The organism is Shewanella algae, assembly GCF_009183365.2.
GTDB lineage: Bacteria > Pseudomonadota > Gammaproteobacteria > Enterobacterales > Shewanellaceae > Shewanella > Shewanella algae.
This window is the reverse complement of sequence record NZ_CP068230.1, coordinates 537,046-556,289: the sequence shown is the minus strand read 5'-3', so window position 1 is coordinate 556,289 and position 19,244 is coordinate 537,046. Positions and strand designations below refer to the sequence as shown.

16 protein-coding genes are annotated in these 19,244 nt (G+C 54.9%); 5 read left to right on the top strand and 11 right to left on the bottom strand.

The window, feature by feature from the left end; all coding sequences use genetic code 11:
* Positions 1-141: 141 nt before the first annotated feature.
* From E1N14_RS02565 to E1N14_RS02555, 3 genes are all read right to left on the bottom strand, one after another.
* Positions 142-1,077, bottom strand: a complete 936-nt coding sequence (locus tag E1N14_RS02565; protein ID WP_025009288.1) for a pseudouridine synthase — start codon at positions 1,075-1,077, stop codon at positions 142-144.
* 81 nt (positions 1,078-1,158) lie between these two features.
* Complete coding sequence (locus E1N14_RS02560) at positions 1,159-1,746, bottom strand: LON peptidase substrate-binding domain-containing protein (RefSeq protein ID WP_025009287.1); 588 nt, start codon at positions 1,744-1,746, stop codon at positions 1,159-1,161.
* Positions 1,747-1,914: 168 nt separating this feature from the next.
* Positions 1,915-2,970, bottom strand: coding sequence for a hypothetical protein (locus E1N14_RS02555; protein ID WP_025009286.1), 1,056 nt, complete (start codon positions 2,968-2,970; stop codon positions 1,915-1,917).
* Positions 2,971-3,439: 469 nt separating this feature from the next.
* On the opposite strand from E1N14_RS02555, the gene E1N14_RS02550 reads away from it, so the two are divergent.
* On the top strand, positions 3,440-5,833 hold the full coding sequence (locus tag E1N14_RS02550; RefSeq protein ID WP_025009285.1) for a TonB-dependent receptor plug domain-containing protein: 2,394 nt from the start codon (positions 3,440-3,442) through the stop codon (positions 5,831-5,833).
* A gap of 216 nt (positions 5,834-6,049) precedes the next feature.
* Positions 6,050-6,514, top strand: a complete 465-nt coding sequence (locus E1N14_RS02545; RefSeq protein WP_025009284.1) for a NanQ anomerase/TabA/YiaL family protein — start codon at positions 6,050-6,052, stop codon at positions 6,512-6,514.
* Positions 6,515-6,567: 53 nt separating this feature from the next.
* Here the strand turns inward: E1N14_RS02545 and E1N14_RS02540 are convergent, their stop codons facing one another.
* The 4 genes from E1N14_RS02540 to pnuC form a co-directional block, all read right to left on the bottom strand.
* Positions 6,568-7,275, bottom strand: a complete 708-nt coding sequence (locus E1N14_RS02540) for an MliC family protein (protein WP_025009283.1) — start codon at positions 7,273-7,275, stop codon at positions 6,568-6,570.
* 133 nt (positions 7,276-7,408) lie between these two features.
* Positions 7,409-8,086: a Crp/Fnr family transcriptional regulator gene (locus E1N14_RS02535; protein WP_025009282.1), complete on the bottom strand. Its 678-nt coding sequence runs from the start codon at positions 8,084-8,086 to the stop codon at positions 7,409-7,411.
* A 62-nt stretch (positions 8,087-8,148) separates the two neighbouring features.
* Positions 8,149-8,880: a nucleoside phosphorylase gene (locus E1N14_RS02530; protein ID WP_062793707.1), complete on the bottom strand. Its 732-nt coding sequence runs from the start codon at positions 8,878-8,880 to the stop codon at positions 8,149-8,151.
* Positions 8,880-9,611, bottom strand: a complete 732-nt coding sequence (gene pnuC / locus E1N14_RS02525) for a nicotinamide riboside transporter PnuC (protein WP_269149838.1) — start codon at positions 9,609-9,611, stop codon at positions 8,880-8,882. The genes E1N14_RS02530 and pnuC overlap by 1 nt, the downstream gene beginning before the upstream one ends.
* Before the next feature lie 314 nt (positions 9,612-9,925).
* Here pnuC and E1N14_RS02520 point away from each other — a divergent pair, with 314 nt between their 5' ends.
* From E1N14_RS02520 to E1N14_RS02510, 3 genes are all read left to right on the top strand, one after another.
* On the top strand, positions 9,926-10,900 hold the full coding sequence (locus E1N14_RS02520) for a LysR family transcriptional regulator (protein ID WP_025009280.1): 975 nt from the start codon (positions 9,926-9,928) through the stop codon (positions 10,898-10,900).
* Positions 10,901-10,975: 75 nt separating this feature from the next.
* Positions 10,976-12,325, top strand: coding sequence for a hypothetical protein (locus tag E1N14_RS02515; protein WP_025009279.1), 1,350 nt, complete (start codon positions 10,976-10,978; stop codon positions 12,323-12,325).
* Between the two features lie 15 nt (positions 12,326-12,340).
* Positions 12,341-13,015, top strand: a complete 675-nt coding sequence (locus tag E1N14_RS02510) for a TorF family putative porin (protein ID WP_025009278.1) — start codon at positions 12,341-12,343, stop codon at positions 13,013-13,015.
* A gap of 40 nt (positions 13,016-13,055) precedes the next feature.
* On the opposite strand, the gene E1N14_RS02505 is transcribed toward E1N14_RS02510, so the two are convergent.
* The 4 genes from E1N14_RS02505 to E1N14_RS02490 are packed head-to-tail and all read right to left on the bottom strand — an operon-like array spanning position 13,056 to position 19,235.
* On the bottom strand, positions 13,056-14,894 hold the full coding sequence (locus tag E1N14_RS02505; protein ID WP_062793705.1) for an SWIM zinc finger family protein: 1,839 nt from the start codon (positions 14,892-14,894) through the stop codon (positions 13,056-13,058).
* Positions 14,891-16,000: a VWA domain-containing protein gene (locus E1N14_RS02500; RefSeq protein ID WP_062793704.1), complete on the bottom strand. Its 1,110-nt coding sequence runs from the start codon at positions 15,998-16,000 to the stop codon at positions 14,891-14,893. The genes E1N14_RS02505 and E1N14_RS02500 overlap by 4 nt, the downstream gene beginning before the upstream one ends.
* Positions 15,985-18,195: a DUF5682 family protein gene (locus E1N14_RS02495; RefSeq protein WP_062793703.1), complete on the bottom strand. Its 2,211-nt coding sequence runs from the start codon at positions 18,193-18,195 to the stop codon at positions 15,985-15,987. Before E1N14_RS02495 ends, E1N14_RS02500 begins: the two co-directional genes overlap by 16 nt.
* Positions 18,183-19,235 carry an AAA family ATPase gene (locus tag E1N14_RS02490; RefSeq protein ID WP_028779601.1) on the bottom strand — a complete coding sequence of 351 codons (1,053 nt, stop codon included), beginning with the start codon at positions 19,233-19,235 and terminating at the stop codon, positions 18,183-18,185. The genes E1N14_RS02495 and E1N14_RS02490 overlap by 13 nt, the downstream gene beginning before the upstream one ends.
* Positions 19,236-19,244: the final 9 nt, after the last annotated feature.

The following is a 19,244-nucleotide window of genomic DNA, read 5'->3' as shown; positions in this document are numbered from 1 at the left end:
AAACCGCCAATATTTTGACGAAAAAAGAGAGCCTGCCACTTTATTATTCAGATCAACTCATAATTAATTATATTTAAAATAAAACTATGAAATATACTTAATTACCCCTAAACAATATCCTTCTTTTTATTTCCAAAAGTATCAAACTGTATCAATCAATTCAGTTTCAAAACCATCCACTTTTATATCCTGCTGTTTGCCACTGATGGGATCGATAAAGCGCAAGCGACAAGCCATCAGCTTGAGGGGCTTATTGAAGTTATCTTCGCTCCTGGGTTGCAGTTCGGGGTAAAACCTGTCGTTCAGCAGTGGCATTCCAAGACTCTGCATATGCAGCCTGAGTTGGTGAGTCTTGCCGGTAATTGGACTCAGACTGAACAGCCCCATATCGCCATTAACGGCGATGAGACTGATTTCCGAGTGACTGTTGGCCTCACCCTCTGCCAAGCGCATGATAAAACTGGGCTCGCCCTTGATGAGGCGATTTTTCACTGTCCAGTGCAGCGGCAGGCTAAGTTCGCCAGTTGCCAATCCAGCCTGAAGCTCAGGTGTCAGCCGCGCCAGCGCCTGATAGTCCTTACGTATCTGGCCTTCACGGAACAAAGCATGATAGGCATGCCGAGTTTCGGGATCGGTGGACATCAGCATGACTCCGGCCGTTTCTCTGTCCAGCCTGTGCGCCGGCGCTATGGTTTCTATTCCGGTGCGGCGCCTTAACCTATGCACCAGGCACTCGTTGACATAGTTACCGCTGGGAGTCACAGGCAAAAAGTGCGGTTTGAACACCAGAATGCTGTGCTCGTCCTGAAACAGGATCCGCTCTTCAAAAGGGATCCGGGTTTCTTTGGGGACTTCACGGTAATAGTAGACCCTGGCGGTAGGCCGATAAGGAGTATCAGCCTGGATAGTCTCACCATTCTGCCAGTGTACCTTGCCGGCAGCGACCCGCTCACGCCAGACATCGGCATCGATGCGGCTGAAATGGTCGATAAGAAAGGCCAAAACAGTGGCTTTGTCGGTCACATCCCTTGGCAAGACTACATAGGAGGGCTGTGCGGCTCTGTCTGTTTGGCTCATAACTCTTCCGGCAAAATAAAAATGGCGACTCAGGGCCGCCATTCTACTCTATCTACCTTAAATTATTCGAGGCAGGTACACTCAAAGCTGCTGCTGAACATGGGACTTAATCAACTTGAGCACAAAGTCCATGGTCTTGTGGCAATCAGGTTGATTCAACAACAGCTGTTTGTCCTTGTTGTATAAGGGCAAAACTTCCAACCAACGCTGGCTAACCCAAGCGGCATCATCCAGATGCACTTCTGATGAGTAGAGCCCGCGCAAGTCCGGGTTGACCTCATAAAACTGCTCCAGCGCCGCGCTGATAAGGGTGAACTCGCCCCGAATAGGCTCCTCGGCCCAGTTGGGACAATCCATGACCTCGGCCAGCCAGCGGCCATCTTTTTCCTGTTTGGCGGACAGGACTTTGACCCTTTGCTTGCCTTCCAGGGTGATACTCAGCGAGTCATCTTCCAACTGATTGAAGTCGATCAGCTCGCAGCGAGTGGCAATGGGGAAACTGGGCGGCATGGCAACGCTGTTACGCATTCCGAAAGCCAGCGGATATTTCCCCTTCAGGACATCGGCCACCATGCTCAGGGTGATGGGGTCAAGGATCCTGATCTCAAGCCGTCCACCTGGCAACAACAAGGCATCATAGGTCAGTAACGCCATTTCCTGTGTATGCATAGCAACCTCCTTCCCCTCGGGGAGTGAGTAACCGAAAGCGAACCTGAGGTTCAACATTCGCTTTAAAGTCTAGCAGTTGCTGAAATTTCATCCATTGGCAATTTGGGCTAGTCCTTAGGTCTGCTAATGAATTAGACAGGCGTTGAGTGGGTTTTGTTGCAAGCTTGCTTACAGAGGCTCCAGCCTTTGGGCTATCCTGCCACCGAGAAATACCTCGGCAAATTCATCAGCCAATCTGTTACTCATATCGGCGGCGCGGCGCCAATATTGAGTACGACTGGCGGTATCCAAGGTTTCAAAGTCCTTGCGATCCGGAATTTTGCCATAGGGCAACGAAGCGACAAATTCCTCGGTGGGAGCCAACACCAAAGCATTATGATAACGGCGCTTGGCCCGGCGCCATGGCAGGGATTTATCGAACCATCCCGGCGCCATATGGGGATAAAAATGCGGATACAGGGTCAACCCCGGCGCCCGTGACAGCGGCAGGTCGAAGTGGTAATCAGTGATGCCGCCATCATAGAAGTGCCCGCTGGTCACACCGCTGATTTCGGTTACCGGTGACAGCAGCAGTGGAATAGAACCTGTAGCCAGCAATACGGCTTCGATATTGTCACTGCTGAGCAAGGCGCTGTCTCCCGGGAGATCTTTCAACTGAGCGAAGGGAGAACCCTCTATGGCAGAGGCAAATACCAGACGCTCAAAGTGCCACCCCAAGGTGCGGCGACTGACAAGGTTGGTCATGGCGGTAGCGCCCAGGCCTGCCGCCAGCGCCAACTTGCTGCCGGCCCGGTTCAAGTGACGGGCGCGGCACACCACTATGTGACTGCGAATATGCGGCTGTTTGAGGATCTCTTCGGTGCCGCTTGAGCCTAAAATCCCGCTGACTATACCGCGGACCTGGCGGCTGACCTCTTCCCGGCTCGGACGGGTTTCATAGCGCTGGCCTATGTAGAGTTGTTCCAACCTTTGATAAGCCGCCAGCGGATCTGCCTGAGCCAGACAGGCCAAACGCCAGGCTCCGGATGAAGCGCCAAGAGTGTAAAGCGGTGTCTGCCTCTGTTTGAAAAACTCGCCAAACAGGTATTTGTCGAGCCCGGCAATCCCCAGCCATTTGGGACCACCGGACGCCGCCAGTAGTTGAGTAAAATGATCAGGCTTTAATCCCTGTTCCATCAATGTCTGATAGGCATCTGTACCGGCAAGAAATCGCAAGTTAGCCAAAAAGTCACTCCCTGAGCCGCAAAAGTCACAGGCAAGATACCGCAGCCTTGCACGGCAGCCAAGTTTGACTCAAGTGTGCCTGGCTTTTGCACTGCCAGAGTGTTCCCCCTCTCCTCCCGGCGGCTCCGAAAAACGGCCGGGACGACTCAAGTTCAAACGCCCAAGAAAACACTCGTAAGGCAGATTTGAAAGTCAAGATAGTCATAAATAGGCTTTCAACTCAAAAACAACTGTATAAATAAAAGCGAAACAGCCAATTAAACCCCAAACAAACCCAATATTTCCCTTATATAACCCAAACAGCCAAAACCCCGGATAGCCAAGGTCAGGGAAAGGTTTCTATCCAAAAAACTAAATGTTTCTAGAACGCTGCGCTCTGAGTTATCACTTTTACGTCTAAATGCATCAATTGTAACAATGCTACTATCCGCGCAATAAAAATGCAGTTTTGAATCATTCAAGAGGTCGTATGCGCTTAGCTCTTATTTCACTGGCAGTGGCGAGTCAACTGACTGTTCCTGCCGTCTTTGCTGCCGAAGAGCAGCCCAGTATCGAAACCATCTCCGTCATAGGTTCACGTATCGCCCTGCGAACCGCCACCGACAGCGTGGCACCGGTCGATATCATTACGGCCGAACAACTTGAAGCCACTGGCATGACGGAAACCGCCAAGGCGCTGCAGTTTGCCGCACCTAGCTACAGCTTCCCCTTCTCCTCGGTCACCGATGGCTCAGATGCCGTGCGTCCCGCCAGTCTGCGCGGCCTGTCACCGGACCATACCCTGGTGCTGGTTAATGGTAAACGCCGTCATGGCTCGGCACTGGTCCACCTCTCTGGTACTGTGGGCAAGGGCTCGTCCAACGTCGACTTGAACGCCATCCCTATGACGGCCATCAAACGCATCGAAATTCTCCGTGATGGCGCTTCGGCACAGTATGGCTCTGACGCCATAGCCGGGGTGATCAACGTGGTGCTCAAAGACAACAGTGAAGGTGGCATGGTATCGGCCCAAGCCGGTCAAACCTATCAGGGTGATGGCGAGCAATGGCGTGTCGGCCTCAACCACGGCCTCAGCATAGGTGACACTGGCTTTGTGAATCTGTCGCTGGAAGCACATCACAAGAACAGCACCAATCGCGCCGGTTTGGATCCGCGTCAGCAATATCCATTGCTGGCCGATGGCAGCCCGGATCCCCGCGAAGAAACCGTTAACCGCAAGAATCACCATGTGGGTGACGCCGAATATGACAACCTGGGGTTGTTTCTCAATGCCGCTCAGGAGTTTGCCAATGACAGCAAACTGTACGCCTTCGGTGGCTTGAGCCAGCGCGAGACCCGCTCCGGCGCCTTCTTCCGCCGTCCACTGGATAGCCGCAATGTTGCCGAAATCTATCCCGATGGTTTCCTGCCGCAGATAACGCCCAAGATCACAGATCAGTCTCTGCTGCTGGGTTATGAATTTAACCTGGGCGAGTGGCAGTTGGATGCCTCGGCCGGATACGGCAAGAACCGCTTTAAGTACCGGGTTGAGAACACACTCAACGCCTCTTTGGGCCCCGACAGCCAAACCGAATTCGACGCAGGTACCCTGTCCACCGAAGAGTGGAACCTGACTCTGGATGCCTCACGTTACTTCGACTTTTACAATGACTCAGAGCTCCTGGTCGCTGTAGGCACAGCCTGGCGCCAGAACGCTTATCAGGTGGAAGCCGGAGAGCAAGCCTCTTATATCAATGGCGGTTATCAGAACAAGGCCGGCGGCAGCCAAGGCTTTGGCGGCTTTACCCCAGAATCGGCGGTAGATGAGGATAGAGACAACATAGGTGTCTATCTCGAGGTGGAAAACCAACTGACCGACGACTTCTACTGGGCCGCCGCGGTGCGCTATGAAGACTATTCCGACTTTGGTGACAACACCAGTTGGAAGCTGGCCGCCAGATACGATCTGACCGACAACCTGGCACTCAGAGCCACTGCCAACACAGGCTTTCGCGCACCCAGCGTGCAGCAGTTGTACTTCACCAATATCTCGACCCTGTTCAACCCGGATCCCGTGACAGGCCAGCTGGTACCGACCGAGTCGGGCACCTTCAACAACCTGTCTTCCGTGACCCAGGCGCTGCAGGTAGGCAAGCTGCAACCCGAGTTGTCAGAGTCCTTCAGCCTGGGATTGGTGTACACCAATGATTCCGGTCTGGCGGTGACTCTGGATGCCTATCAGATCAGCATAGATGACAGAATCGTGCTCTCCAGCTCACTGACACCGGCCGACTCCCAGGTGGTGGCAGATGCACTGGCCGGTACCAACGCCGAGTCGGCACGCTTCTTTATCAATGCCGTAGATAGCCGCACCCGAGGTGTGGATCTGGTGGTGACCCAGGACTTTGATCTCGGCAGCTACGGCGATCTGCGCGCGAGCCTGGCCTATGCCTATAACGACACGGAAATCCGCGATATCCATCTGCCAAACCTTCTGGATGGCCTGGAAGATCAGCTGTTTGACCGTATAGAGCAGACCCGGATGACCAAGGCCAATCCGAAGAACACAGGTAACCTGGGGCTGACCCACAGCCTGGGCGACTTCAAGACCAACCTGCGCCTGAGTTACTTTGGCCCCTACACCATAGGTTACTCACGTGAAGACGTGGAGTACGACGGTAAGTTCACCGTGGATCTGTCGCTGACCTATGCGGCCACAGATAACCTGAGCTTCACCGCCGGGGTGCAGAACCTGTTCGATACCTATCCGGAAAAACGCCCGGACGACAACAACTTCAACGGGATCTTCGTCTATCCATTGACCAACACACCTTTTGGTTTCAACGGCGGTTACTACTTCCTCGAAGCCAGATACAGCTACTGATTTACCGGAAAACACATTTGCAGGGAAACATATTTGCAGGGAAACATGGGGGCCGGCGATATCGCTGGCCCTTGTGCTTTTTGGCGCTGATCCCCCCTGATATCGGCCGCTTGGCAACTCAAGCGCCTGTCAGGCGCCTGCAGCTTCTCAAAGAGATCAAACTTCCAGCAGGAATGCTATTATACTGAGCCAACCCCTTTCCCCAGAAGATACAAAATGATAGTGGATACTCTGGCCAACCGTGGCCATTACCGAGTGCTGGGCCCGCGTATTCAGGCTGCCCTGGATTATCTGGCCGCAACAGATTTCAGCCAACTGGCCCCCGGCAGCTATGAACTGGATGGTAAAAAGCTGTTTGCCATAATCAACGATTACCACACCAAGCCCAGAGAAACCGAGCCATTCGAGGTACATAGACGCTATCTGGACGTGCAGTATGTGGTCAGTGGTGAAGAGGAGTTTGGCTACCTGCCGCTGGGAGCCCAAACGCCCAGTAGCCCCTATCATGAGGCGCACGACTATGCCGAGTTTGATTATCAATCCAACCGCGAAGCCGCGGCATTTATCCCTTTGAAGGCCGGCATGTTTGCCATCTTCTTCCCCGGAGACATGCATATGCCGGGTACGCTGGCCAAAGCCGTTGCTGTCCGCAAGGTAGTCGTAAAAGTACTGTTGGATTAGAAGGCCACTTGCAGTAAAACGCCCGCGATTGCGGGCGTTTTTGGGTCTGTGGTTTACTTATCGTCTTGGGTTGTGGGCTTGCAAAGCATCTCCTCGGCGCCATAACCCCAGGTCACCCTGGCCTCGCCCTGATGCTCCCAGAAGCTGTAGTCACCGCCCTGATACTTGGCGCCGCTGCCGCTTGGCACACTGAACATCAAAATGCTTCTGTCGCCGCGCTCGGCAATCATGGTTGCCGGCTCTGTCTCGAAGAAAGTGGTCACCAACTCATTGGCCGGGTTGCCGTCACAGGCAAAGAATACCGGGCCGCTAGACGCCACCAAATGATAACGGGCCTGCAACTCCACTATCCGTCTTTGATATGAATCCCTGGTACATTGCAGCTTGTCTTCACTCTTCCAACATTCGTTGCGGCCCTTGATCCAGCCGCGCTGCTCGGCCTTGAGCAGGGGTGGCTGTTCATTGACCGCCTTGTCACTGGCCTTGGCATAAACTTCGGCCAGCTGCTGATCCAGCTTGGCAAGCTCTGGCTCCTGACAAATAAGCATCTCTATGCTGGAAGCCCGCTCGCCCAAGGCGTTGCAATCAAATGTCGGCAGTTCCCGCTCTGTTGCCTGGGGCGAGGTTGAACCACCACCTGTAGCCAATGCGGCGGCAACATCCTGGCTGTTATCCAGTGTCTGCTGCCCGCAGCCACTGAGCGTCGCCGCGGCGACCAACGCCAGTAAAAGCCCTGTCTGTGAAACTGTCCCGAAACTCATTTTTGCTCCTTAATCTTCTCGCTAAACCTACTCGCGGATGCCTAAGCCTTTGCACAAATTAATGCCTAAGCCTAGTCTAAAACCCGGCGCCTGTCCGCTGGCTGAATTAAATATGAGATCAATGAGTTGGCTATTAAGCCTTATCGACAAAATCCTGCAATGCCTGCAGGTTGGCAATTTTCAGCAAGGCGCCCTGTTTTATGACCAGGCCCTTGTCGATAAGCTCTTTTACCGCCCTGCGATAGACCCGGCCAGAGGTGCCGAATCGTTCCGCCTCCTGATCCGGGCTGCCACAGGAACCCAGCATCACCTCTTCGTGTTGACGCCTGAGCAGATCGAAAGCGATGTTATAGCTGATGGGGTGCAAGAGCCTATTGGTGTAGATGTCCAGCGAGTCCTGATAATCCCAGGCCAGGGCGCTGGCAAAAAAGAGGGTAAATTCGGGTTGTTGCAGCAGCATCTGCCTGACTTTCTTCAGGCATAACTGGCGGATTTCCATCGGCTCTTCGGCCACCACACTCCACTGACAACTGGTGGCGGTAAAGAACTCCATCTCACCGAAAAGGTGCCAGTCGCAATCCAGCTCCCCCAATTGAAACCTGCGACCGTTGACGGCGCAGATATTCATCGACACCCGGCCTTCGGGCACCAGGCACATATGGGTCAACTCCCGCCCCTGAGACAAGAGATCTTCACCGGCCTGCAGCAATTGGCTCTGGCCACAGCACTCGAGCATGGCATCGCAAAACGCCTGGTGAGACTGCTTAAGATGCGCACTGAAACGCCCGGTGCTGTATGGTTGCAGCTGCATAACAACAAGATCCCGTAAAGATGATGGCTCATGCTAGCCCATCAGCCTTACGGGCACAAACTTCAACAGCAGAGCGCCTGCAGCGCCGCCAAAGATGCCAGCTTCTCCCCCTGCATCATGGCGCTATCGGCGTCGACATACTGGTTGATGCCCTGTTGCACATCTTCACCATACAAGACCACATTGTTGAGCACCGCGGCCACTTCCAGGCCTCTCAGGCGGCCGAGAGTCAACAGCGCAGCAGTTTCCATGTCGGCCCCCAAGACTCCGAGTCGATGCCAATGACGGCAAATCTCCAGCTCATCATCCCGGTAAAAACTGTCGTGTGAACGCACTATACCGGAGTGGAAGCGGCAATCCCGGCGCTGCAAATAGGCCGCCATGGCATTGATAAGCTGCCGACTCGCCAGCGCCGGATAGCCGGGCGGCGCATAACAGCCGGAGCCACCGTCATCACGCACTGCGGCCTCCGCCAGAATCAACTCGCCCAAGGCTATCTGCGGTTGCAGCGCGCCGGCGGAGCCGACCCGAATGACACGGCGGGCGCCACACTGATACAACTCTTCCAGGGCGATGATCGCTGATGGTGCGCCTATGCCTGTGCTGCAAACAGTGACAGGTACGCCTTGGTAAAATCCGTCCATGCTGCGAAACTCGCGGTTCTCTGCCAACAACCGGCCATCGTCCAACAGCGCGGCAATCCGATTGACCCTTTGTGGCTCACCGCAGAGAATCACCCGCTCACTCACCTGCGATGGAGACAGACAGATATGCGGCTGTTTATCGGCACTCATCAGCAAGCCTCCGCCGGACGACTGCCATTGTCTTTGGCGGTACGCATCCACTGACGGGTGCCGTTGGCGGCAATAAACAGCAGGATGATGTATTCAATCGATAGGGCATAAACCCCTTGGGCGGCATAGATGCCGACACTGACCACATTGATAAGTACCCAGAGGATCCAGTTCTCGACATATTTTCGGGTCATCAGAATTTGCGCCACCACAGACAGCACTGTCATCACTGAATCCCAGAAGGGGAAGGCATCCGGCTCCAGCACAGGCTGGGCCAGCCCGGCACCAAACAGGTTGAGCGTATCGACACTGACCTGGGCAAAGAGAGCAAATACCGGGTCGATATAGACAGTCATCAGGCCGATGCCCAGCACCGAAACCGCCGCGGTAAAGGCCAGTTTCTGCTTCGATAGCCAACGCACCTTGAGGGTGTCGCCGGTTTGCTGATCCGGCCGGGTCCAGGCATACCAGCCATAGAGGTTGGCGCAGAAGAAAAACAGCTGCAGCAGCAAGATGCCATAGAGCTGTATTTGATAAAAAATAATCGCAAACAGAGTTACATTAACCAATCCAAACAGATAGTTAATCGTTTTTTCCTGGCTGGCGAACCAGATACAGAGCAAACCAAATACTGTGCCCACGGCTTCAATCCATGACATGGCATAGCCACTGCCAATGGGAATGTTCACCAGGGTATTGTTGATATCAAACCAGGCGGCAATATCCATCATCTATTCCTTGCATTATTGTGTTTTGCACCAATGTAAGCAGATGGCAAAGCTCAAGTTAAGGACATTTGTCCACCTTGACTGATTTAAGTCACAGCTCACTCTTGTGTGGCGCCTTCAGCACTGAAGCTGTGCCCTGACGCAGATGTTCACAATGGACATTTTCCGCTTTCGGGATTCGCTTTTTTCGATTCGGCAACATTGGGCGCCATGTAACATTTTGGTTAATTCACTCAAGTCAGATGTGACTCAGTTCACTGTCCAGGGCTGGGCTAGCCCCCATGATGCGGGCATACCTTAGAAGCATTTAACCAGCTATGAAAGATATAAAACGACTGGACTATGAATTAATGCAGGTGCTGATCGCCATAGATGAGCACAGAAATTGTCAAAATGCCGCCCATGCTTTGAGGATAAGCAATTCCGCCATCAGCAGGCACCTCAAGCAGCTCAGGGAAATTTTTGATGACACCTTGTATATCCGCCGTGCCAGTGGTTTTATTCCCACCCATAAGGCAAGCCAGTTGCTGCCCATGGTTCAGGACCTGTGTCAGCGCTATCAGGAATTGGAGAATCAGTTCACCGAGTATCAACCGGCCAAGTCACGGGAGCACTTTGTTATTTCCGTCTATGATGACTTCAGCCCCATTATTCACAAAATACTCAATAATAAGGTGCGCCCTTTCGCACCTGATATGAGTTTTGATATTCGAATTCTGTCCCACGAATACACCACAGAACTGGAAAACGGCAATATAGATATTGCCGTGATGTCAGAAAGCTATACCGGCGCCCATTTACAGGGCAATCTATTTGCCGAAGTGAAAAATCTGTATTTATTGGGCAACCGTAAACATCCTTTCTTGCAGGATAACGTGCAGGTGACTTTAGAAGACTTGTTCAAATATCCCTATTATGAGATGGATAATTTCTGCGACTTGCCCGAGCCTTTAATTGTCTCTGCAGCCAGACAGCGCAACCAGGAGTGTGTCATCGCCGGCTCTACGGGGAGTCTGGCCAGCCTCGCCAGCGTATTGCTGGACATGCCTTACTACTCCATCTCCTGCAATCTCTTTACCACAGATTATATCGCCGGTTTTCCCAATCTTATTTATAGAAAACTGCCCCTCGAAATAAGTCAGACCCTATTGAGCGAAATAAACACCAACAGAGATATAGGCCATTATGTCGTGGTCAGTGATCTAAATAAATCACAGGCCAGAGACTGGCTTAAGGAGGTATTGGTCAGAGAACTGAAAAGCGAATGGAACCTTAGAAAACCCAACTCATAACAAAAAGTCTCCCGGAATGAAAAATGGCAAGAGTCCGCTCTTGTCAGGGGGAGCTATTACCTAAGGGATAACAAGATGAAACCAAGAATACTGAATATGGCCACATATTCGGCAGGGCTGGCTGCGCTCCTTTGTCTGCTGGGGCAAGGGGTTCAAGCGGCAGACAGCTGCCTGAATTGTCACAGTGATCAAGCAAAGTTACAGGCGCTGATAAAGCAGCATCAGCTGGAAAAAGAGTCGCTCTCCGTCGAGCAACAATCACTACAACTCCTGGTAAGCCAAACAGATATGGGTAGTCACGCCGAACTCGGTTGCCGTGACTGCCACAGCAAAGCCGACAAACCAGAGGGCAGAGCCTGGCACCCAGGCGTTCTGGCCGATCCCAGTGCCGATGGCGGCAGTGTCTGTGGCGACTGCCATGGTGAGGAGATGATTACCAACTTCCGCCACTCACTGCACTTCACTGTCAATGGTGTCGCCAAGGGCTTGATGGAAAGGTTACAGCAGACCCCAGAGCGGGCCCAGTTGTTTGAACAGATGCATAACGGCGAAGAAGGCTGCGCCAGTTGTCACGCAACCTGCGGCCAGTGCCATGTCAGTGCTCCCGACTTCGCCGGTGGCGGCCTTTTGAATAAGCACGCCTTTGTCGCGACTCCGGATCCGGTCAAAACCTGTGAAACCTGCCACTATGAAAATGCCGAGCAGCACAAAGAGCAAGATGTACACGTCACCAAGCACGATATGAGCTGTATCGACTGTCACAGTGCCCAGCAGGAATTCCACGGTCGGGACATCAAGCAGATCCCCGAAGGCAGACTCTACAGCGAAGGCCCGGACAGCAACAAGACCGGCCCTTACGAGCAGACCCAGAAACGCGACATAGTAGCGGTGAAATGTGAAGACTGCCACCAGGATAAAGTCGCCGATCACACCGAACTTCTGAGCGGCAAGGCATCGCCCATAGATCACAATGCCAAGCTGAAGTGTACCGCCTGCCACACCCAGCCCTACAGCAACTGCTTCGGTTGCCATCAGGACGACACCTTGTCTGTGGGCAACTGGCAGAGTCTCAAGACAGCCGAGACTCCGGAGCAAAACATCAAACTGGGGCTAAGCATAGCCAATGATAAAAACAGCAAGCTGATCCCGCTGAGCCATTCGGCCGGGATCAGTATCGATGCCGGGGTCAAGGTGGATCTCAAAGATCCGGCCACCAAATCCTATTGGGTGCCCTTTTCTACTCACTTTACCGCCAAGAACCCTCTGGCCACCAAGCAGGCACGCGAAAGTGGGCGCATGTGTGAAAACTGCCACAACACTGATGAGGATATCTTCCTCAAAGAAAGCGATTTGCGCTTGGGAGAGACAGATCCCGTCTCCGAAAGCCAGTGGATAGTCCCTAAAGAACGTTTACCCAAACACTGAGCCCAGGAGCCGAACATGAAACATAGGATGATAATCAGTTTACTGCTGTGCGGCCTTGGCAGCATGCAATACGCGCAGGCCCAGGAAAGCGCCTTTCAGACCTCAGGAGTGATCATGGGGCTGAGCAACTATCTGTGGCGTGGCCTGACCATCAGCGATGACAAACCCTCACTGCAGGCCGATATCATGTTGGAGCATGAGACAGGTTTCTATGCCGGATTCTCCTTTGAAACCTATAGGTATCAAGGTGATGAGGGGATAGAGAAGGATTATGAAATCGACTACTACGCGGGTTACTACCTGACGGTCAGCGACGAGTTGGGCTTTGGCTTCAATGCCATGCGTTACACCTATGGCGACAGTCACTCCAATCTCGAATATGCCCTATCCATGGATTACAACAGCTTAAACTTGGCGCTCAACTATGATCAGGACTTTGAAACCTGGTACAGCGAGGCCAACTATGCGCTGCCGCTGGCGAATTATGGCGAGCTGGTTATCCATGGCGGCTATTACTTCGATGCCGAAACCATGGACTTTGAAGATAAGGGGGAACTGCAAGACAGCGCCTACGATTTGGCGCTGCGCTACAGCTATCCCCTGTTGTCACAGCTGGATCTACTGCTGGAAGCCAGCTATCAGGAGTTTGAGCACGACCACTATATGATAGGACTCGCGTTCAACTTCTAATCAAAGCTAGCTGACGACGAATTCCTCACCATAACAATAATTAGCAACTCCCAAACTCTTGCCCCGCCCCTGCTGCGGGGCTTTTTTTAGATTCATCGCAGCCCTCCGGATAATGCACCGGCTTGATCAGGCACATAGCGAGCATTTTCTCGGCGCAATAGGCGGCGCGCAGATAGTCCCGCGCTTTAGCTCCCTTGAGGTTGTGATTCAGCGTCATCAGCCCGAGACGCTCGGCCCTTTGCGCCAATGTTGGCCTTGGTGCCGGCAGACCATCGGCCAGCTCATCCAGCACCCCATGCAGGGTTTGCTGCATCAGGCCAAGGCGCGGCTGCGGCGCCTGGGGTGCTGACGGCTCGGCCAGCGCCTGCGCGAGTAGTTGCTGGTCGCCGGATTGGGGCAAGGTATCGAAAAAGAGGCTGAACCAGTTATCCAACAGCAGGGACACAGGCCGCAGGTATAAGTGGCTGGCAGTGCGCTCGATGCGCGCCACTATCAGCTCGGGGACCCGCTCGCCCAGCAACTCCAGATTGGTCACGGCTCTTTGACTCAACTTGTTGTAAGGCAGTGAGAAACTCAGCAGCGCCCGCTCCCTGTCCCAATAGTGCAGTTCCATACACTGACTGGCCTGATTGAAACCACTTAGGTAGAGACCGCTCGGCCGGAAACACAGGTACTCCTGTTGCCAGTCTATTTCGTCGGCAACAGAAAGACTCACGGGCTCCAGCGGCTTGGTCGCGGGGTAGACCCGGGTATCCTGCAAACGCCGCAGGCGCCCCCAGGCATTGAGTTCGGCCTGAGCCAGGGTTTGGGTCTTACCCTGCCAACCCAGGGCCGACGGCGCGCCTGCCAGCATGGGCAGACCGCGAAATACGCTGGCATAATCCAGCCGCTGCTCGGCTTTGGTGCGGTTCTCGGCCAGAGTGATAAAACGCCCCTGCTCATCCTGCAATACCTGAGTCACACCATGGGCGCCCCCTTCGCTCTGCCAGGGGAAAGCGCCCAGCCCCAGCACCTGCTCCGGCGCTTGTTGATAGGGTCTGAGCGTCTGTGGCTGGCTGCCTTCCAGAGCCGCCAAGGAGCGGGCCAGACAGCTGAGCAGCAATTTTCTATCCATGACGCCTTGGCCCGAGACATATTTTTCCAGCGTGCCATGCAGCTGTTTCAAAGCGGTCAGTGGCAGATTTTGTCTGTCCATGGGCACCAGCAGGAGTTCCAGCTCTACCAGGGACGCGGGTCGCAATCTCTCAATGCCGAGCTCAGTCATATGCTCCAGCAACTTAAGGCAACGGCTCTTTAACTGATCGCGGCTCTGCTGCCCCAGATACTGCAACTGCGCCTGCTCATCGAGCAGCCATTGCGGCCATTCAAAGGCGATGGCCTGTTCTTGGCAATAGAGCCAGACGGCGAGCAGCGCATAACGCTGCGCCTCTTCGGTGCAGATAATATCCTGCAGCCCCTGTACGCACCGAAAATACAGCTGCTGCCTCTCCAGTTCGACGCAGACTGTGCCTTGCGCAAGCTTAATTTTCGCCGCCCAGCGGCGCTGACTCTGCTGATACAGGCGGCGAACCTGAGTCTTGCCAGCATCATTCAAAAGCTCGGCCAGATGGAGTTCCACCCGGGGCGGCTCTTCGACGCGAGTCTCAGGGGATGCGGGCCGCTCCAGCAGATAAAGCGCCGCTGCCACTATGTGTTTACACAGGCCGGAGGCGCCGCAATCGCAGCGACTGGCGAGCGGGTTATCCCAATCCAGCTGCCCCTTTTGCCCTTCAAACTCAAAGCCATAATCCTGCATCTGCGGCTGACTTTTCTCCAACGCCTTGCGGGCCCGGCGCACCAAACCAGCACTGCCGAGGCTGGTGAGTATGGTTTCATTCATCGGCGTAGCCCCATAGTCAGCGCCAGCCATTCGGCAAAGTTATCCGGGCTGAGTGAGCCTATCTCCATCCCCAGGCGCTGCAGCTTGTCGGTGGTAAAAGTACTGTAGAAAGGCTCGGCATCGTGATTCATGGCGGTCATCCCCAACATCTTGATACCACTGTCTATCATCCCCTGGGCCTGGGCCAGCAAGGCCTGCATCGAACCGCCCTCTTCAAAGTCGGACACGGTTGCCACCACAGAGCGCCCCGGCTCAGAACAGAGTTGCTGACAATAGCGCCAGGCCTGGGAGATTAGGGTGCCGCCGCCCAACTGGCAATTCAGCAACACAGACACGGGGTCCTGGGCCTGCTCACTCAAGTCCACCACTTGGGTGTCGAACACTACCAGCGACAACTTCACCGATGGCAAGCGGGTCAGGATCCCGGCGATCACTGCCGAGTAAATCAGCGAAGTCGCCATGGAGCCGGACTGATCTATGCAGAGCACTATGTGCCAGGGCAGTTGGTGCTGCTGACGGGCATGGAAATAGACCCGCTCGAAACAGACCTTCTCGCCATCAAAATGCTTGAGGTTGCGGCGAATACTGGTCTGCCAGTCCAGATTGGCCAGCCGTTTCACCGGACTGTGGGCCTGGCGGTTGAGCCTGCCACTCAAGTTGTTGATATAGGTCGGCCGCAGGCGACGCAGCAACTCCTCGACCACTCCCTGAATAATCCGCTCTACCTGTTGCCGAATGGCCGGCTTGTGATGGGCATTGAGTTTCAGCAACTGCTTCAGCACCCCCATACTGGGAGTGATCTTTTCCAGCACCTGCGGCTGCTCCAACACCTGATGCAACCCAAAGCGCTCGACCGCATCGGACTGCAGCCTGTCGTTGACCGAACGGGGAAACAGGGTCTCCGCCGCCTCCAGCCAGTTGGTCACTGCCAACTCGCTTTCCCCCAAGCCAGCGCTTACCTTGAAGCCACGCTGCAGCTGGCCCTCCTGATAGAGCTGCTGCAACACCTCATCCTGTTGCTGTTGCCGGGAGCTGAGACGGGTATCAAGCGCGTTGGCATAGCGCCCCAACACCAGACGCCAGCGCTGCTTCAGTTGCTCATCCATTGACTCAATCCTTGTTGCTCCAGGTCAATTCGCAGCTGCCGCTCCAGCGCCAACCCCTGTTGAAAGTCCTGTTCAGATATCCCGTATTGCAACCAATTCAGGCCGTTATCCCACTGATTCAGCTGCAGCAAGCGGCGGCAGAGCTCATCCACCTCTCTGGCATCCAGCGCGCAAAACAAGCCCCTCATGGCCGGTAGCTTGTCGATAAACTGCGCCTCACTCAGCTCACTGAGCCAGTGATTCAGCATGGGCAACAGGCCATGGTCTTGCCGCAACCAGTGCGGCACAACCTTAAGCAGCGCCTCAATCACAGGGAAGGGATCGTTTTGCAGTTGCAACTGTTGCAGCAGTGGCGCCGGGTCCAACTTGTCCAGCTCGATAGCCAAGGCCTGCAGGACAAAATAGAGCACGGGTCGATGGGCGTTATGGCTTGTCAACCAGCGCAGTCTGTCACGCCAGGGAGACTCGAGCTCGTCCTGATGCAAGACAGCTACGCTCTGCAGATCCAACAGTAACTTCAGCGCCTCTTCATCGCTCAGGCGGTTGATTGCCGGTAAATGAAAGCCGACCTGATGCCACAGGGCTTTTTGGTAAGCCAGCAGCTCAATATCGGCAAACAGTGGATGATGCGCTGCCGCCAGCAAGGTCATAAAGCTATTGGCCAGTTGCTGAATGTCGCTGCATTGGCTTATCTGCTGCGCAATGGCATGGGCGCTCAGCTCTTCCGGCATCCCCAGATGCAGTGCCAACACCAGTTTTTCCACCAGTTGCTGCAAATCTTCCTGGGGCAACTCACTGAGCTGCCGTTTTACCACCAGCTCGAGACGCAGCCCCAGGCTGGATTTCTCGGCCAGTGCCACTTCCACCGCCGGAGTCCAATGATAGTTCCAATGTTCATGGCGATGGTTGAACTTCAATTGCCGGATGACCGGCATGCCATTTTGTGGCCTGGCAAAACCGCTGCCCACAAACAGCAGCCGACACAGGAGGCGACGGCGCTCAATATGCTTGTCCGTCATGGCGTAGAGATCGAAGTGGCAGCGTCCCGGTTTATCCGTCTGCAGCCTGGCCTTGCGACATAGCGCCAACACCTCTTCCACCAGCGGTAAACTGGGTTGGTCGGCCGGTAACTGCCCCAGGGCATCGCCGCTGAGCAACTTTTGCCAGGGTTCGAGTGTCGATGCCGACAGCTGCTGTTTAATCAGGCAGCTGCCCAGAGAATCCAGCAGATCATAGCTGCCGGGGCGCGCCAAGCCACGCAAACGACAGAGGGCCTGCAGATGCTCAAAGCAGTTTTTCTTATAGATCAGCGGCAGTTGCGGCATCTGCTCCAAGAGGTAGAGCAACCAATCATCGGCGTTCAATTGCCGCTGCTGAAACTGCCAGCGACAGAAGGCCGGATAAGGCATACCGGCGCCGTAGCCTTTGCGGGCATCCAGCAAGGGGTCACTGAAACGGATCACAAAGCTGTCTTGCGTATCATCGACGACGATCGCCTCGGCCTCGTCGGCAAAGTTGATCAACGCCGGGGTATGAAAACCACCTGTGAGCACAGCCACTCGCTCATAGCGGCGGCGGGCCGCCTTGATATGGGCCCGCATCTGGGTTTCACGGGCCAGATCGCCCATCTCTTCCAGGCTGTCTGTGCCAAAGCAGGCACGACTAGCGGCGCAGAACAGCAATACCTGGGTAAAGAAGCTCTCGGCCGAGGCGAAATTTTGTTGTTCAAACAAACGCTGCCAGAGTTCGTCGGCATCCCGGCATCCCAGTTGCTGCTGTAGGCGGCTGCTGTAGTCCGAGCTTAAAAAGCGGCTATCACTCCAACGGTTGCTTACACCGCCCTCCTGCGTCTTTTCATCCAGATCGATGAAGATCACCTCAATGCCCTGCGCCATCGCCCAGCGCAGCGCCTGCCATTCAGGGCTGTTCTCGGCCAGAGGGTAGTAGCTGCCACTCTGATAGATGGCAATAGGCGGCACTACAGTATCGCGCTGCAGCAGTGGCAGATGGCGGATAAAACTGCCGGGGGCTTCTATTAACACAGCCTGGGGCTGCCGGCGCTGCAACTGCTCCAGCACCATGGCGGCGCAGGCCGGGCTGTGATGCCGCAGTGGCAACCAGCACACCCCGGGATCGGCCGCGGCGGCCTTGAGCAGTTCACCAAACTCCCCTCTAAGGAGCATCACCTCATCCACAGAGCTTTTCCTGCCTGGAAGAAGGCTTGCCAGCCCTGGCGCTCTCGGGCAACCACATCCATGTAATGAGCCAGCTTCTTCACATCGTCGGCCTTGTCCTTGATTAGCGTGCCGTGCATCTGCTGCACCAACTGGGCGGCACTCATGGGCTCTTGCCAATAGAGGCTGTGCAGGGCGCAGCCATGCACTATATTAACCGCCTCGGCCGTGGACAGAGTGGCATCCATCGCCTGTGGGCCGACGGTACTGCGAAGGTCGTGAAATACCCGCACCAGCAAGTCCACCAGCGCTTCATCCAACTGCACCTGTTGGCCGCTGTCCGCCAAACGTTGGCTCACCTGAGCCAAAATCAGCTGGCGCTCCAGCAGAGGATCGCTGAGCACAGGCACTGTCTCGAAGTTGAAACGGCGCTTGAGCGCGCTGGACATCTCGTTGACCCCACGATCCAGCAGGTTGGCGGTGGCTATCAGGTTGAAGCCGGGCTTGGCCTGAATCGAGACGCCCAGCTCGGGGATACTGAGGCTTTTTTCCGACATCAGCGAGATCAGCACATCCTGCACCTCCTGCGGGCAGCGGGTGATCTCTTCGATACGCACCAGCTTACCCTGCTCCATCGCCTGATAGACGGGGCTTTTCAGCAGGGCTTCCAGGCTGGGGCCACCGGACAGTAACAGGGCAAAGTTCCAGCTGTACTTGAGCTGCTCCTCCGTAGTGCCTGCTGTACCCTGAATGAGATACTCACTGCTGCCGCTGATGGCGGCGCTCAACAGCTCAGAAAGCATCGACTTGGCGGTACCGGGTTCACCAACCAGCATCAGGCCGTTGTTACCCATCAGGCTGACAATGGCCCGCTCCACCAGGGCATCTTCCCCGTAGTATTTGCGACTGATATCAAGCGCCGCATCGCCGCAGATAAAACGTCGCACCGCCCCGGCCGACATGGCCCAGCCCGGTGGAATAACGCCCTTGTCGGCCGCCATCAAGCGTTGCAATTCATCCCGATAACGCTGCTCGGCATGAGCCCGAATGACTTGTTCCATCCTGTTTGC